Genomic DNA, 15,392 nt, shown 5'->3' with positions numbered 1-15,392 from the left:
CAGCACCCTCACGCTCCGCCTCCCGGCCCCTGTGCGTCGTTCAGGCTCCTCCAGTCGGCGGGTGCCTCGATCCGTCGGGACTTTTGCGTGACGATGGCGTGGGTCGGCGGCGGGGCGGTTTGCAGCGACACCGCCGGCTCGATGAGAGCGGCGGTCTCGGGAAGGTCCGGCAACGTTGCGCAGTCGGCCAGAACAAGCGGCACCGTGGCCGCAATTCGGAATATCATGGAATGCTTCCTGGGATGAGTGTCGCGCGTGCCGGCGGAGCCGGCATGGGACACTCAGCCCTTGGGCGATTTCCTCGGGCCTTTGGGATCGACGAGGTTCGCGCCGATCTCACTCATCCCGTGATGCCGTGCGATGATGAGGGTGGACTCAGTCCGGTCCACATGCGGCAAAAGGTTCATGGCAAGACCGCACATGCCGATGCAGCATATGCCGGGCGCCGCTTGCGCGTCCGACGTCTCTGTCTGCTCTTCCGCCGCGTGATCGGCGTGGAGCCGGTGCGTCTCGTGCACACCCTGCATGACGGCGACCGTGGGGGCGGTCCTCGCCACGCAGTCCAGCGCCGCGGTCCGTGCCATCACGGGCTCGACCCCAAGCACCAGAAGGGCCAGGACGAGCACGTATTTTGCCATGATTGCGCGGAGACTTGTCATCGTGCGGCGACCATTGCCGCGTACAAAGAAACAGGCAAGAGGTATCTTCACGCCTGGCTTCCGTTGGTGGTCACAGGCCCGTGACAAGGGGGTGTCAAAGCTTCACCCGGCGCAGGCGCAGCGCGTTTGTGATGACCGAGACCGAGGACAGGCTCATCGCCGCGGCGGCGATCATGGGCGACAGCAGGAGCCCGATGAAGGGATAGAGGATCCCCGCCGCGACGGGCACGCCGGCGGCGTTGTAGGCGAAGGCGAAGAAGAGGTTCTCCTTGATGTTGCGCAGCGTCGCGGTGGCCAGCTTGCGGGCGCGGACGATGCCGACGAGATCACCGCCGAGCAGGGTGATCCCCGCGCTCTCGACCGCGACGTCGGCGCCGGTGCCCATGGCGATGCCGACATCGGCGGCGGCGAGTGCAGGAGCGTCGTTCACGCCGTCGCCCGCCATGGCGATGTAGGCGCCCTGCGCGCGCAGCTCCTCGACCAGCGCCTTCTTGTCCTGGGGCAGGACGCCGGCGCGCACATCGTCGATGCCGAGACGGCGCGCGACGGCCTCGGCGGTGCGCTGGTTGTCGCCGGTCGCCATGATGACCCGCAGGCCGAGCGCGTGCAGGTCGCGGATGGCGCCCTCGGTCGTTTCCTTGATCGGGTCGGCCACGGCCACGAGGCCGACGAGGGTGCCGTCCACCGCCACATACATCGCCGTCTTGCCGTCCGCGCGCAGGGCGTCGGCGCTGTCCTCGGCGGAGGCGGCGTCGATCTTCAGCGCCTCCATCAGCGCGCGGTTGCCGAGGGCCACGTCCCGGCCGGAAACGCGGCCCGTGACGCCCTTGCCGGTGACCGCGTCGAAGTCGGTGACGTCGCGCCGTTCGGCGTTGCGCTCCCGCGCGCCCTGCAGGATCGCTTCGGCCAGCGGATGTTCCGAGCCGCGCTCGAGGGCCGCGGCGAGGGCGAGCACCTCGGCCTCGCCGGTCTGCCCGAGCGCGACCACGTCGGTCAGACTGGGCTTGCCCATGGTCAGCGTGCCGGTCTTGTCGACGATCACGGTGTCGACCCGCGCCATGCGCTCGAGCGCCTCGGCGTCCTTGATGAGCACGCCCGCCTGAGCGCCGCGCCCGGCGGCGGTGGTGATCGAGATCGGCGTCGCGAGGCCCAGTGCGCAGGGGCAGGCGATGATGAGAACCGAGACCGCCGAGGCGATGGCGAAGGCGAGGGCCGGGTCCGGACCGAAAGCCAGCCAGGTGAAGAAGGCGAGCACCGCGATGCCGACCACCGTGGGCACGAAGATCGCGGACACGCGGTCGGCGAGGCCCTGGATCGGCGCGCGCGACCGGCGGGCGCCCGCGACCATGTCGACGATCTGTGCCAGCACCGTGTCGGCGCCCACCTGCGTGGCGCGGATCGCCAGCGTGCCGTTCCTGTTGATCGTGCCGCCGGTGACGCGGTCGCCCTCGGTCTTCTCGACCGGGACCGGCTCGCCGGTGATCATGCTTTCGTCGACCGAGGAGCGGCCCTCGACGACCTCGGCATCCACGGGGATGCTGTCGCCGGGGCGAACGCGGAGCATGTCGCCCGCGACCACGTTCTCGAGCGGGGCATCGTATTCGGCTCCGTCCGGCAGGATGCGCCGCGCGGTCTTGGGGGCGAGGTCCAGCAGCGCGCGGATCGCGTCGCCGGTGCGTTCGCGGGCGCGCAGCTCGAGCACCTGGCCCACGAAGATCAGCGCGACGATCACGACGGAGGCCTCGAAATAGGTGCCGACGCCTTCGCCCATCCGGTAATCCTCGGGGAAGACGCCGGGCAGGAAGGTGGCGAAGAGCGAGTAGACATAGGCCGCGCCGACGCCGAGCGAGATCAGCGTCCACATGTTGGGCGACATGTTGCGGAACGAGTCGAGTCCGCGCCTGAAGAAGGGCAGCGCCGCCCAGAGGACGATGGGGGTGGCCAGCAGGAACTCGATGTAGGTGGCGATGCGGTGGCCGAGCCAGTCGCGCACCGGCAGGCCCACCAGCTCGCCCATGGTCAGGATGATGAGCGGTACGGCCGCCGCCGCGCTGATCCACATGCGGCGGGTGAAGTCGGTCAGCTCCTCGGAGGGCTCGTCGGTGGGCACCATGGGCTCCAGCGCCATGCCGCAGATCGGACAGGCGCCGGGCTCGTCGCGCACGATCTCGGGGTGCATCGGGCAGGTCCACTGCGTGCCCGGCTGGACCTGCTGCCCGGCCTTGTCGGCGTTGCCCGAGGCGTAGAACCACGGATCGGCCTTGAACTTCTCCTCGCAGCCTTCCGAGCAGAAATGATAGGTCTCGCCGCCGAACGCCTGCGTCCGGGTGTCGCCGGTCACCTCGACGGTCATGCCGCAGACCGGGTCCGTCGCGGTCTGCGCGCCTTCGGAGATATGCGCGTCATGGTCGTGATGAGAGTGATGGTGGTGGTGTTTCGCGTGTTCGGACATGACCGTCTCCTTCTCACACGACAAGGCATAGGGCTTCCAGTCACTGAAGGGTCAAGGGCCATGTTGATGGTGATGACGCGGCGGCGGGCGCAGCCGCAGGAAGACGTGCTCGAAGACGAAGACCACCGCCATCCCGGCGACGGCGATCAGCACGATCGACGGGTCTGCCTGCCATTTCATCGCCGCGAAAGCAGCAAGCACCACGGCGTCGAGCCCGATGGCCGTCAGCAGGATCCAGCCGCGGGCGCCGACTTCCTCGCGCAGGTTACGGAAAACGCCCCAGTGGATGAGGATGTCCATGACCAGGTAGAAGAACGCCCCGAGCGAGGCGATGCGGCTGAGGTCAAAGAAGACCGTCAGCAGCGAGGCGATCACCACCGTGTAGACCAGCGTGTGGTCGCGGATGACGCCGGGCATCCCGAAATGGCTGTGCGGGATCATCTTCATGTCGGTGAGCATCGCCAGCATCCGCGACACGGCAAAGACGCTCGCAATCAGGCCCGAAGCCGTGGCAACCAGTGCAAGCGCGACTGTGAGGTAGAAGCCGGTGCGCCCGAGCGCGGGTTCGGCGGCCTCGGCCAAGGCATAGTCCTTGGCAGCCACGATCCGGTCGAGCGGCAGACTGCTGCCGACGGCAAAGGCGACCAGCAGGTAGACCAGCGTGCAGACCGCGATGGAGATGACGATGGCGCGGCCGACGTTGCGGTGCGGCTTGGTGATCTCGGCGCCGCTGTTGGTGATGGTGGTGAAGCCCTTGAAGGCGAGGATGGCCAGCGCCATCGAGGCGACAAAGCCGGCTGCACCCGTCGTTTCGCCGCCGCGGCCCGTGGCCTCGAAGCTGAACCCGCCGGCCCAGAGCGCCGCCGCGCCGAAGAGCGTGATGCCCCCGACCTTGAGGGCGGCCATGAGGACCGACAGCCACCCGACCGAACGGTTCCCCGAGATGTTGACCAGCCACGCGAAGAAGATCACGCCGACACTGATCGCGGGCACCAGCCAGGTGTCGCGGGGCATGTCGAGACCGCGCAGCAGGTAGTTGGCGAAGGTCCGCGCCACGAGGCTTTCATTGATCACCATCGAAAGCGCCATCAGCAGCGCGGCGCCGGCGGCGACGGTGGTGGGCCCATAAGCCTTCTGCAGGATCATCCCGATCCCGCCCGCCGAGGGGTAGGCGTTCGACATCTTGATGTAGGTATAGGCGCTGAAGGCGGTCACGACCGCGCCGGCGATGAAGGCGAAGGGAAAGAGCGGGCCGGCCAGGTCGGCGATCTGCCCTGTCAGCGCGAGGATGCCGGCGCCGATCATCACGCCGGTGCCCATGGCGATGGCGTCGAGAAGGGTGATGCTGTTTTCCCGGTAGTCGGAGCTCATCTGATGTGTTCCTTGTCCTGTATCTGTTCGGTCTGCCGTCGGTTCGCGCCCGTTCCGCCGCGCAGGGCGAGCAGCACCAGCGGCACCGCGGTCAGCAGCCCGAGGCCGAGGGCGATCCATTCCGCCGTGCCGAAATCGCCCTGCACGGCCACGCTGCCGAAATGCGCGAGCACGAAGCTGGCCGGCAGGATCCCGGCCAGGGTGGCCAGCGCGAAGCGCCAGAAGTGCAGGCGGCTCAGCCCGGCGGCGTAGCTCATCGCGTCGAAGGACACGAAGGGCAGCAGGCGGCTGACGAAGACGGTCAGCGTCAGCGCGTTCTGCGAGCCGAGCAGGCCGTAGTCGCGCTTGTCGCCGAGCATGCGCTCGACCGCGCCGCGGCCGGCCCCGCGCGCGATGAGAAAGGCCGAGACCGCGCCGAGCTCGGAGCCGAGCGCGACATAGGCCGCACCCGCGTAATGTCCGTAGGCCGCCCCGGCGGCGAGCGCGATCGGCGCACTGGGCAGCGGGCTGGCCACGACCGCCGCCGTCATCAGGCCGATCACGGCAAGCGGCCCCCACGGTCCGGCGCCCGCGACCCAGCGGGCGACGGTCTCACGGTCGAGGCCATCGGGTGGCCAGCCGGCCAGCCAGGCCACGACCAACGCGGCCAGCAGCAGGACCCCGGCGCCCGCCGCGACGATCCTGAGTGTCCGCTTCCCCGTGGCTTCCGTCATTCGTTCTCGGCGCGTCGCCAGCTCCTCTGGCACACGGTGAAGAGGTAGGTGGCCGACCAGGTCAGGATCATGAAGCCGCCCAGGGATTGAAGCATGGTCACGATCCTGATGTCACCGGCGAGCTCGATCTGCGTGTAGCCCAGCGTGGTGAAGTTCACCCCGGTCAGGTAGATGAGGTCGGCCCAGGACAGGGGGGCGGAGGCGGGTCCGCCCAGGCCGTCCCAGCCCAGCAGCCACCGGTTCGCCGCGGCGAGGCCAAGGATCTCGGCGACGTGGAGAAGCAGCAGACCGATGAAGGTCGACTGTATCGCCATCGTCGAGCTGGAATCCGGCCGCGGCGCCGCCCGTCCGAGGGCGTAGAGGGCGTAGTGGTGGACAAGGCCCACGAGGGCGACGAGGCCCACTCCTATGGCAATCGCGGCAAGTGTCATGACCGGACGGGATCAGGCGGCATCGACGGCACCGATCAGCATGTCGCGGACCTGGCCGGCGACGGTGTGCAGGTCGTCGTTGTCGATGGCCGTCATCGAGGCGACGGGGTCGATCGCGCTGATCTCGGTCCCGCCATCGGTCTCGCGCAGGATCACGTTGCAGGGTAGCATCGCGCCGACGCGGGGCTCGATCCCGATCGCCTCGTAGGCCATCTTCGGGTTGCAGGCGCCGAGGATGCGGTAGCCGTCCATTTCGGCGCCGATCTTCTTCTTCATCGTCTCCCGGACGTCGATTTCGGTCAGGACGCCAAAGCCGGCATCCGAGAGCGACGCGCGGAGGCGCGCCTCGGCATCGTCGATGGAGACGCCTTTCAGCAGGCGGTCGTGCGTGTAGCTCATGGAACTGCTCCTTTCCGATTGGTCGGGCCCGGTCCGGCGGACCGGGCCACGGGTCAACGCAGTGCAGCCGATTCAGTTCTGGTCCGGCATGCCCTGCATCATCGGGCGGTCGCCCGTGTCATCGCCCTGCATCATCGGCCGCCTGTCAGGCTCGCCGCCGCGCATCCGGGCCACGCGGCCGGCGAGGGCCTTCATTTCCCCGGAGGTGATCGTGCCATCACCGTCCGCGTCAAGATGCTGGAAGCGGTCGACCATGGTCTCGCGCAGCATCGCGGCGTGCCACTCGGCGAACTCGTCGAGGTTCAGCGCGCCGTCGCCACCCGCGTCGTAGTCCTCGAGGCGCGACTGCATCATCTGGCCGGGCATGTCGTTCATCATGTCCGGTCCCATCATCATCTGCATCATGTCGCGGTCCATCATGGACATTCCGCCCATGCCGGGGCCGCCCATGAACCCCATGCCCGTGCCCGGGCCCATCGCGTCCGAGCCGTGCATCTGCATCATCATGCGCATCATGTGCTCCATCATCTCGTGCCCGTCGCCGCCCATCGGCATGGCGTCGCGGCCCATGCGCGGCTCGTCGGCGCCCATGCGAGGCCCCGAGCCATCGCGATCGTGGTGGCCGCTGTCGGCCAGGGCTGCTCCGGTGGTCAGCACGGTGATCGCGAGAATGCTTGCTGTTCGTGCCAGTGTCGGCATGGAATCCTCCTTTGTTCGGGTCGATAACCCATGACATCGCCATGATTGCGCAAAATTGAATGTAAGTGCATCAGCGGAATTGTAACGGTCTGTCGCAGAGCGGTTGCCTGATACAAACCGCTACAATTCCATTGATGAAACCCGGTCCTGTATTCCGGTAAAATCAGGGGCATGGGCCAGCCTCCGCATATTCTTGTCGTGGACGATCACGCGCAGATCCGCGAGAGCGTGACGCGCTATCTCGCGAAGAACGGGATGCGCGCGACCGCGGCGAAGGACGCCGCCGACATGGATGCGAAGCTCGCGGCCGGTCATTTCGATCTCGTCGTTCTGGACGTGATGATGCCCGGCGAAGACGGGCTCTCGGCTTGCCGCAGGCTGGCCGCCGAGGGCGCGGTGCCGGTCATCATGCTGACCGCTCTCGGAGAAGAGCCGGACCGTATCGCAGGGCTCGAGATCGGGGCCGACGACTACCTCGCCAAGCCGTTCAACCCGCGCGAACTGCTGGCCCGGATCAGGTCGGTCCTGCGGCGGAGCAGCCGGGGTGAGCCCCTCGCCGGCAAGCTGGCCGGGCGGAGGGTGCGGTTCGAGCATCTCGTGCTCGACACCGACCGGCAGATCCTCGTCGACGACGAACAGGGCGAGATCCCTCTCACCGACTCCGAGTTCCGGCTGCTGGTCGTCATGCTCGAGCGCGCGCGGATGGTGCTGAGCCGCGACCAGCTGCTCGACCTGACGGCCGGCCGCACGGCGGGACCGCTCGACCGGACGATCGACAACCAGATCAGCCGCCTGCGCCGCAAGATCGAGCCGGATGTCCTGCGTCCGAGGATCATCAGGACGGTGCGCAACGGCGGCTATTGCCTGGCCACGGACGTGGAGGAGCAGGCGTGATCTCGCGACATATCAGTTCACTGCGGGTCCAGTTGATTCTGCTCGTCGTCGCGGCACTTGTCGCGGGCCAACTGGTCAGCCTGTTTCTCTTTGCCGATGAGCGAAGCCTTGCGATCCGCGCCGCCCTGGGGTTCGAGGCGGCAGGCCGGGCGGCGAACGTGGCGCGGCTGATCGAGGAGGCGCCGTCCGACCTTCACCCTTCGATCGTCAGGGCCGCGAATTCGCCGCTCGTGCGCTTCGATCTGTCCGGAATCGCATCGGTTCAGCATTCGGATCATTCCGACGGCGGTCTTGTCGAGGCCCGGATCCGGACCCTGCTCGACGACAGCTACAGCCGCGATATCCGTGTCGAACTGCACGAGGTCGAAGGCCAACTGATGCCGTTGCCGAACCTGTCGCGTGAAATGACCGACATGCACATGGCGATGATGCGGGGCGAATTGACGGCGGTCGAGATGAACCTCTCCATCGCGATCCGGGGCGGACAGTGGCTGAACGTCGGAACCCGGTTCGAGCGTCCGCCGATCCAGTGGCCGCTTTACTCGATGCTGACCTTCGCCATGTCGGCGGGGCTTCTGCTCGTCGTGGTGATCTGGTTCGTCATGACGCGCCTGACCGGCCCGTTGCGGCGGCTGGCCCGAGCGACCGACAGCCTTGGCCGGGGCGAGGACGTGGCCGAGCTTCCCGTGGCGGGACCGACCGAAGTGCGCGACCTGACCGGGGCCTTCAACCGCATGCAGGACCGCCTGACGCGGTTCGTGGGCGACCGGACGCGGATGCTGGCCGCGCTGGGGCACGACCTGCGCTCGCCGCTGACCGCCATGCGCGTGCAGGCCGAGATGGTCGACGACACCGAGACGCGCGACAGCCTCGTCGCCTCGGTCGAGGAAATGCAGGGCATGGTCGATGCGACGCTGACCTTCGCGCGCGGGTTGACCGGGTCCGAGCCGCCCGAGACCGTCGATCTGCACGACTTCCTCCAGGCCCTGTGCGCGGACATGCCCGGCGGGTTCGCCATCGACGCCGGCCCCCGGATCGAAGCGCGCCTGCGGCCGAATGCCATGCGGCGGGCGCTGCGCAACCTGATCGAGAACGCCATCCGCTACGGGGGCGGCGCCACAGTCGGTTGGCATCGCCAGGGCGATACCCTCGTGGTGACGGTCGAGGACGATGGTCCCGGCATTCCCCGGGACAAGCTCGAGAAGGTCTTCGACCCCTTCTACCGGATCGAGGAGTCGCGCTCGCTCGAAACCGGGGGGCACGGCCTGGGCCTGTCGATCGCGCGGACAATCGTCCAGGCGCATGGCGGTGACATCACGCTCGAAAACCGGGAAACCGGCGGGCTGCGCGCGGCGATCTCGATCCCGCTCGCCCCGAAACCACCTGAAGAAAGGAGAGAACGATGACCTTCAAACTCTGGAGCATGACCGCCCTTGCGAGCCTTGCCGCCTCGCCGGCCCTGGCCGATCCCGACGGTTCATGGGACGGGCACATGATGTGGGGCGGCGGCTACGGCGTCTTCGGCGGCCTGATGATGCTGGTCTTCTGGGGCGTGATCATCGCCCTGATCGTGCTGGCGGTTCACTGGCTGCGCGACAACAGCGGCATCGGCGGCAAGTCCTCGGACGCGCTCGAAACCCTGCGTCAGCGGCTGGCGAAAGGTGAAATCGACGAAGAGGAGTTCCGGCGGCGGAAGGCCGCGCTCGAGGAGTGAGGCGCGAGGCGTGACGCATCAGGACCAGTGAAAGACAGACAGAGGGACAGACATCATGATACCTGAAATCGGGCATTTCGCCCTCGCGTTGGCCTTGTCCCTCGCTGTGGTCCAGAGCGTCATGCCAATCCTCGGGGCCTCACGCGGCAACGTGCGGTGGATGCAGTCTGCCCGGTCTTCCGCGATCGGGCAGGTGTTTTTCGTTGGAGTGGCCTTCGCGGCGCTGATGCGGTCATTCGTGGTCAGCGACTTCACCGTCAGGAACGTGGCGGAGAACTCGCATTCCCTGAAGCCACTGCTGTTCAAGATCGCGGGGACCTGGGGCAGTCACGAAGGCTCGTTACTTCTTTGGGTGCTGATCCTGACGGTATTCGGTGCCGGCGTGGCCGTGCTGGGATCGAACATCCCGGCAGCCACGAAGGCGCGCACGCTGTCCGTGCAGGCCTGGATCAGCGTCGGGTTCCTGTCTTTCCTGCTGTTCACCTCCAATCCGTTCGACCGCGTATTCCCGCCTCCCGCGGACGGCAGCGACCTCAATCCCCTGCTGCAGGACGTGGGGCTCGCGATGCATCCGCCCTTGCTCTATTTCGGCTATGTCGGGTTCTCGATCGTGTTTTCCTTCGCCGTCGCGGCCCTGATCGAGGGACGCATCGATGCCGCCTGGGCGAGATGGGTCCGGCCCTGGACCCTGGCCGCATGGATGAGCCTGACCGCGGGGATCGCCCTTGGGTCGTGGTGGGCCTATTACGAGCTGGGCTGGGGCGGCTGGTGGTTCTGGGATCCGGTCGAGAACGTCAGCTTTATGCCCTGGTTGCTCGGCACGGCACTCCTGCATTCGGCCATCGTGACCGAGAAACGCGATGCATTCAAAAGCTGGACCATTCTCCTGGCCATCCTGACGTTCTCGCTGTCGCTTCTGGGCACCTTCATCGTGCGCTCGGGGCTGCTAACCTCGGTCCATGCCTTCGCCGTGGATCCGGAGCGGGGGATCTACATCCTCGGGCTCCTGGCCCTTTCCATCGGCGGCTCGCTGACGCTCTACGCTTGGCGCGCGCCGGTCATGGAGGGCGGCGGATTGTTCCGTCCAATCAGCCGCGAGGCCGGGCTTTTGGTCAATAATCTGATCCTGGCGGCCGCAACCGGAACCGTCCTGTTCGGAACCTTGTATCCCTTGCTCCTCGAGGCCCTCACGGGCGACAAGATCTCCGTCGGACCGCCCTTCTTCAACGCGGCGTTCGTGCCCATGATGCTCGTGCTCGGCCTTTTCATGGGTGCCGGCCCCTTCCTGTCATGGAAGCGCGCGGATCTTGCCGGCGTTCTTCAACGGATCCGGTTCGTCGCCGGGCTGGCGGTTCTTGTCACGCTCGCCGTCTGGTACCTGATCAGCGGCGGTCCTTTCCTGGCCTATGTTTCCATTCTGATCGCGGTATGGCTGCTTCTGGCGACTCTCCGGGAATGGGCGTTGCGGATCAAATTCATGGAAGCTCCTCTGAGCGAGACGCTGCGCCGGGCGCGCAATCTGCCGCGTGCATCGCACGGCATGACGCTGGCGCACGTCGGCCTCGCCGTGGCAATGATCGGCATGATCGGATCAAGCGCTTGGAAGAGCGAAGAGATCGTCTTCGTCACGCCGGGGACCGACGTAACGATCGCCGGATTCGACGTGACCTTTACCGGTGCCGAGCGTCTGCGCGGCCCGAATTACATCGCGGATCGCGGCAGGCTCGAGGTCCGGCGAGACGGCGAGCCGGTGACAACGCTCTACCCGGAGCGGCGGAGCTATCCCGTGGCGCAAAGCACGACCACGGAATCCGCGATCCGGTCGACACTTGCGGGCGACCTTTATGCTTCGATCAGTGAGCCCGCCTCGGAAGAGGCGGCCAGCGGCGAAGCCTGGACGCTGCGCATTCTCTACGAACCGCTGGTCAATTTCATCTGGCTCGGTGCCTTGATGCTGGTGGCAGGCGGCGCGCTCTCGCTATCGGATCGGAGGCTGCGCGTGGGGGTGCCGCGTCGAACCCGCCCCCATGGCGACCTGCGCCTGCCTGCAGAATAGGAGACCCCATGAAACGCCTGTTTGCAGTGGTGCCGTTGGTTGTCGCCGTAGTGCTCGGAGGATTTTTCCTCTGGGGGCTGAATCCCGAACGCGACCCGAGCGAAATTCCGTCGGTCCTGATTTCGCAGCCCGCACCGGAATTCGATCTGCCTTCCGTTCCCGGTGTCGATGTGCCGGGCCTGGGGCGCGCAGACCTGACGGACACCCCGGGCCCCGTGGTCATCAACGTCTTCGCCTCGTGGTGCGTCCCGTGCAAGGCCGAGCATGCCGTGCTGACGCGGTTCGTCGAGCGTTACGGCCTGCGTCTCTTCGGGATCAATTACAAGGACGAACCCAAGGACGCCGCGACCTGGCTCTCGGATCTGGGCAACCCCTACGCGCGGATCGGCTCGGATCGTTCAGGACGCGCGGGCATCGAATGGGGCATATCCGGCGTCCCCGAAACCTTCATCGTCGGCCGCGATGGGACGGTGCTCTACCGCTATGTCGGCCCCATCGTGGGGGAGGAGGCTGTCGCGAAGTTCACCACCGCACTGACCCAGGCCGGGGCCCTTGACCGGGAGTTGGGCTCATGATCCGGGCCCTGTTTCTGATCATCATGCTGGGGTTGCCTGGGCTGGCGAATGCCGTGGAGCCGGACGAGATGCTGGCTGACCCGAACCTCGAAGCGCGGGCCCGCGAGATATCGAGGGAGCTGCGCTGCGTCGTCTGTCAGAACCAGGATATAGACAGTTCGAATGCAGGCGTAGCGCGCGACCTTCGCCTTCTGGTGCGCGAGCGGTTGACGGCGGGCGACAGCGACACGGAGGTCATCGACTTCGTCCGCGCCCGCTATGGTGATTTCGTCCTGTTCAAACCTCCGTTCAAACCGCAGACCTACGCGCTCTGGATCGCGCCGTTCGCTCTGCCCGCTGCCGCATTCGTGATTGGCGGAATACTCCTCTGGAGAGCACGGCGACCCGCTTCGGTCGAGGACCTCAGCGATGAGGAAGAGGCGCTCGTCGCCGAGGTCCTCGCAAGACATGGTAGGAGAGACGAAAAATGATCTGGGTTGCTTTCCTTGTGATGGCTCTTGTCGCGACAGCTTTCGCGCTCTTTCCGATCTTCAGGCCGGATACGGCGGCCGTCGTTCGCTCCGACGCGATCCCGGCGGTGCTCGCCGATCAGCTGGAAGAAGTCCGGCGTGATCTGGACCGTGGTCTTATTTCCGCCGCCGAAGCCAAGGCTGCGGAGCTGGAGATCAAGAAACGCATTCTGTCTGTCGTTCGCAGAACAACGAGTGAAGAACATGGTCCCGGCGCAGGCGGCGGACGGGCCGGCGCGATCCTTGCCGCGCTTTTCGTCCCGCTCATGGCCTTTGGATACTACACCGTGAACGGGGCTCCTGACGTCCCGGCCCTGGCATTCGCGGAGAGGGCCCCCGAGCGCGCGGAGGAGGCCCGGATCGTGGACATGGCGCAGCAACTCCATGATCGCTTGCAGAACGATCCGAATGGCGGCGCGAGCGAAGGCTGGATGCTTCTCGGTCAGACCTACATGCGGATGCAGCGCTTCGAGGACGCCGTGAGGGCCTTCGAGACGGTCGCGGATCGCTCGGATGCAACCTCGGCGACCTGGTCGATGCTGGCAGAAGCCTTGATCGGGGCCAACGCCGGGACGGTGGTTCCGCGCGCAGAGGCGGCAATCGAACAAGCCCTGGAGATCGACGCAATGAACCCGGCGGCCACATTCTACGCCGCGCTGGCCGAAAGCCAGGGAGGCGACGATGCCAAGGCCTACGATCTGCTCACGACCCGCTTGACGGAAGCGAACGGATATGCGGCCTGGATGGATAGCTACGTGGCCCGGATCAATCGTCTCGCACAGGAGACAGGCAAGCCGCGCGTCGCGGTTTCGGACTACGCGTCCGAAGCTCCGCGCGGTCCCAGTGCCGCAGACGTTGCGGCGGCGCGCGACATGTCCGAGGGCGACAGAGCCGACTTTATCAGGTCTATGGTCGATCGTCTTGCATCCCGGCTGGAAGCGGAACCGGACGACCTGGACGGGTGGATGAGGCTTGGCAATGCCTACAAGGTCCTGAACGAGCGCAAGAACGCCATCGAGGCCTACAGCCGTGCGCAGGAACTGCTGGAAGCCGCGGCTCAAGACGACCCTCGAAGACAGATCGTCGAGAAAGCTCTCCGGGATCTCCAGGGGTGACGTAGTGCCGAAGGGGCCTGAGATGGCCTTTTTTAGGATCTGCCGAGGTCATCTGTCGGACAAGGCGGCCGCCCGCTGGATCGATGGTGAAGGACACGGCAAGGAGGAGAGAGTGATGAGTTCGCGTGGCAACCCGCACGCCGGCCACATGCCTTCGGGCGGTCGGGGCATGGCAATTTCGGCCTGGCTGACGGGCGTGTATTTCGTGATCGAGATGGGCATCGGCTTGTGGACCGGGTCGATCGCGGTAATCTCGGACGCGTTTCATACCTTTTCGGCTGTCGGCGGCGTGCTGGTCGCAATTGCCGCGGCTCGGCTTGCCAAGCGCCCGGCAGACGAAACCTTCAGTTTCGGCTGGTATCGCTCGGAGATCATCGGTGCGCTGGTCAACGGTGGCTTTCTGCTCGGCATGGCACTGGTCGTCATCTACATGGCCGCGATGCGCCTCGGGTCGCCGATAGACCTGCCGACCGGGCCGATGCTGATCGCGGCCGCGGGCGGGCTCTTCACCGAGGTGATCTCGCTCTGGCTGATCTGGCAGCAGAGCAAGACCGACCTCAACGTGCGTGGCGCTCTCTGGCACATCATCCAGACCTTCGTCGGGAGCCTTCTGATCATCGTAACGGCACTGGTCATCAAGTTTACTGGATTCTTACTGATCGACCCGATCCTCGGCATGGCATTCGGGGTCGTGCTGCTATGGGCGAGCTGGGGCATCCTGCGCGACGCGGCGCGGCTGCTGATGGAGGGCACGCCCGACGAGGTGGATTTGCGAGGGGTGATCGAGGCGCTGGAGGCAATGGACGGAGTGCAGGATGCCCATCATGTCCACGCCTGGACTCTGACCAGCGGGCGCAACGTGTTTTCCGGACATCTGAGGGTTTCTCAAGACGCCGATACGCAGGCAGTGCTGAAAGATGCGAATACGATGTTGAAATCGGATTTCGGTTTCTTCTTCGTCACTCTTCAGATCGAAACCCGGTGCCTGGATGAGAGCGGCGCCGAGAAGATCGACGTGACCAGTGGCCCTGCCGAGACAGTAGACGAACCATGACCGCAAGAGTCCGAGGATCGCAGCCGTCACTTCGGCTTCGTGTCACGCGACAAGTCATCCGGCAGACTGTCAGATGTGCAGTGCGCAGCGGCATTGCCAACCGGCAGATGACGGACACGCAAGGCCACCCGATCCGCTGGCTCGGTCCTGAGATCCAGTCCTACCTGGCCGCAATGGATGCGGAAGCGGTTGCTCTTCGCCGGCACGCGCGGTTGGACGAACTTGACCGCTTCGGGAACCGCCTGATGGTCGAAATGGCGATCTGGACCGCCGCCGCCGACCGCGCATTGAGGAAATCCGGCATTTCGCCCGAGACCGCGCGACAGGTGGTGGCCGACCTCGGCTGGGAAATCTACAGCAGGATGCTGAGCCTCAGCTCTCTGCCCGTGCGGCTCGTGGCGAGGGATCCCGGACAGCGCCTGAGGTGGACCATCCGAATGCTGCTGGTCTTTCCCTTCAGCGCCCCCGGAGCGCCCGGATACGAGGTGAAAGCGTGGCGTGAGGGCGATGACATCCTGACCCATTTCACCTGCTGTCCGCCCCAGAGTTTCGTTCGCCGGGTGGCCGAGACGGAGGGCGATCCCTACGCGCTGGAGACCTTCCGCCGGAGCTGGTGCACCTACGATTGGCCGGGCGCCGACCTGATTGCAAGCGATGCTTCGCGGGGCCATTACCGTCGTCCGCACACGCTGTCGCACGGCGACTCCGTCTGCGACATGTGCTGGGCAGCGCGGGCACGGTCTGTTTAGGC

Annotated in this window: 17 protein-coding genes; 9 read left to right on the top strand and 8 right to left on the bottom strand. The window is 66.3% G+C overall.

Translation table 11 applies throughout. The annotated features are described in order from the left end of the window. Positions 1-8: 8 nt before the first annotated feature. The 8 genes from Ga0080574_RS04185 to Ga0080574_RS26170 all read right to left on the bottom strand — a co-directional run bounded on the left by Ga0080574_RS04185 (position 9) and on the right by Ga0080574_RS26170 (position 6,724). Positions 9-227, bottom strand: coding sequence for a hypothetical protein (locus Ga0080574_RS04185; RefSeq protein ID WP_076695428.1), 219 nt, complete (start codon positions 225-227; stop codon positions 9-11). A gap of 54 nt (positions 228-281) precedes the next feature. Next, on the bottom strand, positions 282-710 hold the full coding sequence (locus Ga0080574_RS04180; protein WP_076695426.1) for a hypothetical protein: 429 nt from the start codon (positions 708-710) through the stop codon (positions 282-284). A gap of 43 nt (positions 711-753) precedes the next feature. Then, positions 754-3,111 (bottom strand): heavy metal translocating P-type ATPase, encoded by a 2,358-nt coding sequence (locus Ga0080574_RS04175; RefSeq protein ID WP_217621192.1) that lies wholly within the window; start codon positions 3,109-3,111, stop codon positions 754-756. Positions 3,112-3,162: 51 nt separating this feature from the next. Continuing rightward, complete coding sequence (locus tag Ga0080574_RS04170) at positions 3,163-4,482, bottom strand: APC family permease (RefSeq protein WP_076695424.1); 1,320 nt, start codon at positions 4,480-4,482, stop codon at positions 3,163-3,165. Next, the gene (locus Ga0080574_RS04165) at positions 4,479-5,195 is read right to left on the bottom strand and encodes a TVP38/TMEM64 family protein (protein WP_076695422.1); all 717 of its coding nucleotides are present in this window, start codon (positions 5,193-5,195) and stop codon (positions 4,479-4,481) included. Before Ga0080574_RS04165 ends, Ga0080574_RS04170 begins: the two co-directional genes overlap by 4 nt. Next, complete coding sequence (locus Ga0080574_RS04160) at positions 5,192-5,509, bottom strand: ion channel (RefSeq protein ID WP_237219318.1); 318 nt, start codon at positions 5,507-5,509, stop codon at positions 5,192-5,194. The genes Ga0080574_RS04165 and Ga0080574_RS04160 overlap by 4 nt, the downstream gene beginning before the upstream one ends. A 129-nt stretch (positions 5,510-5,638) precedes the next feature. Continuing rightward, the gene (locus tag Ga0080574_RS04155; protein ID WP_076695418.1) at positions 5,639-6,025 is read right to left on the bottom strand and encodes a DUF302 domain-containing protein; all 387 of its coding nucleotides are present in this window, start codon (positions 6,023-6,025) and stop codon (positions 5,639-5,641) included. Between the two features lie 72 nt (positions 6,026-6,097). Then, positions 6,098-6,724 (bottom strand): penta-EF hand family protein, encoded by a 627-nt coding sequence (locus Ga0080574_RS26170; RefSeq protein ID WP_188758773.1) that lies wholly within the window; start codon positions 6,722-6,724, stop codon positions 6,098-6,100. 171 nt (positions 6,725-6,895) lie between these two features. Between Ga0080574_RS26170 and Ga0080574_RS04145 the strand changes: the two genes are divergently transcribed. From Ga0080574_RS04145 to Ga0080574_RS04105, 9 genes are all read left to right on the top strand, one after another. Next, a complete protein-coding gene (locus tag Ga0080574_RS04145; protein WP_076695416.1) occupies positions 6,896-7,618 on the top strand; it encodes a response regulator in 723 nt (240 codons plus the stop codon). Continuing rightward, positions 7,615-9,024, top strand: coding sequence for an ATP-binding protein (locus tag Ga0080574_RS04140; RefSeq protein ID WP_156876270.1), 1,410 nt, complete (start codon positions 7,615-7,617; stop codon positions 9,022-9,024). Before Ga0080574_RS04145 ends, Ga0080574_RS04140 begins: the two co-directional genes overlap by 4 nt. After that, positions 9,021-9,332: an SHOCT domain-containing protein gene (locus tag Ga0080574_RS04135; protein WP_237219317.1), complete on the top strand. Its 312-nt coding sequence runs from the start codon at positions 9,021-9,023 to the stop codon at positions 9,330-9,332. Before Ga0080574_RS04140 ends, Ga0080574_RS04135 begins: the two co-directional genes overlap by 4 nt. Positions 9,333-9,387: 55 nt before the next feature. Beyond that, positions 9,388-11,388, top strand: a complete 2,001-nt coding sequence (locus tag Ga0080574_RS04130) for a heme lyase CcmF/NrfE family subunit (RefSeq protein ID WP_076695414.1) — start codon at positions 9,388-9,390, stop codon at positions 11,386-11,388. An 8-nt stretch (positions 11,389-11,396) separates the two neighbouring features. Next, positions 11,397-11,963 (top strand): DsbE family thiol:disulfide interchange protein, encoded by a 567-nt coding sequence (locus tag Ga0080574_RS04125; RefSeq protein ID WP_076695413.1) that lies wholly within the window; start codon positions 11,397-11,399, stop codon positions 11,961-11,963. Then, positions 11,960-12,433: a cytochrome c-type biogenesis protein gene (locus tag Ga0080574_RS04120; protein ID WP_076695411.1), complete on the top strand. Its 474-nt coding sequence runs from the start codon at positions 11,960-11,962 to the stop codon at positions 12,431-12,433. The genes Ga0080574_RS04125 and Ga0080574_RS04120 overlap by 4 nt, the downstream gene beginning before the upstream one ends. Next, a complete protein-coding gene (ccmI, locus tag Ga0080574_RS04115; RefSeq protein ID WP_076695409.1) occupies positions 12,430-13,587 on the top strand; it encodes a c-type cytochrome biogenesis protein CcmI in 1,158 nt (385 codons plus the stop codon). Before Ga0080574_RS04120 ends, ccmI begins: the two co-directional genes overlap by 4 nt. A gap of 22 nt (positions 13,588-13,609) precedes the next feature. Next, on the top strand, positions 13,610-14,641 hold the full coding sequence (locus tag Ga0080574_RS04110) for a cation diffusion facilitator family transporter (RefSeq protein ID WP_442975565.1): 1,032 nt from the start codon (positions 13,610-13,612) through the stop codon (positions 14,639-14,641). Between the two features lie 80 nt (positions 14,642-14,721). Next, entirely contained in the window at positions 14,722-15,390 is a 669-nt protein-coding gene (locus Ga0080574_RS04105) for a hypothetical protein (RefSeq protein WP_076695405.1), read from the top strand. Positions 15,391-15,392 lie beyond the last annotated feature (2 nt).

This window comes from Salipiger abyssi, from assembly GCF_001975705.1.
In the GTDB taxonomy this organism is placed as follows: domain Bacteria; phylum Pseudomonadota; class Alphaproteobacteria; order Rhodobacterales; family Rhodobacteraceae; genus Salipiger; species Salipiger abyssi.
This window is presented reverse-complemented; position numbering and strand designations above follow the sequence as displayed.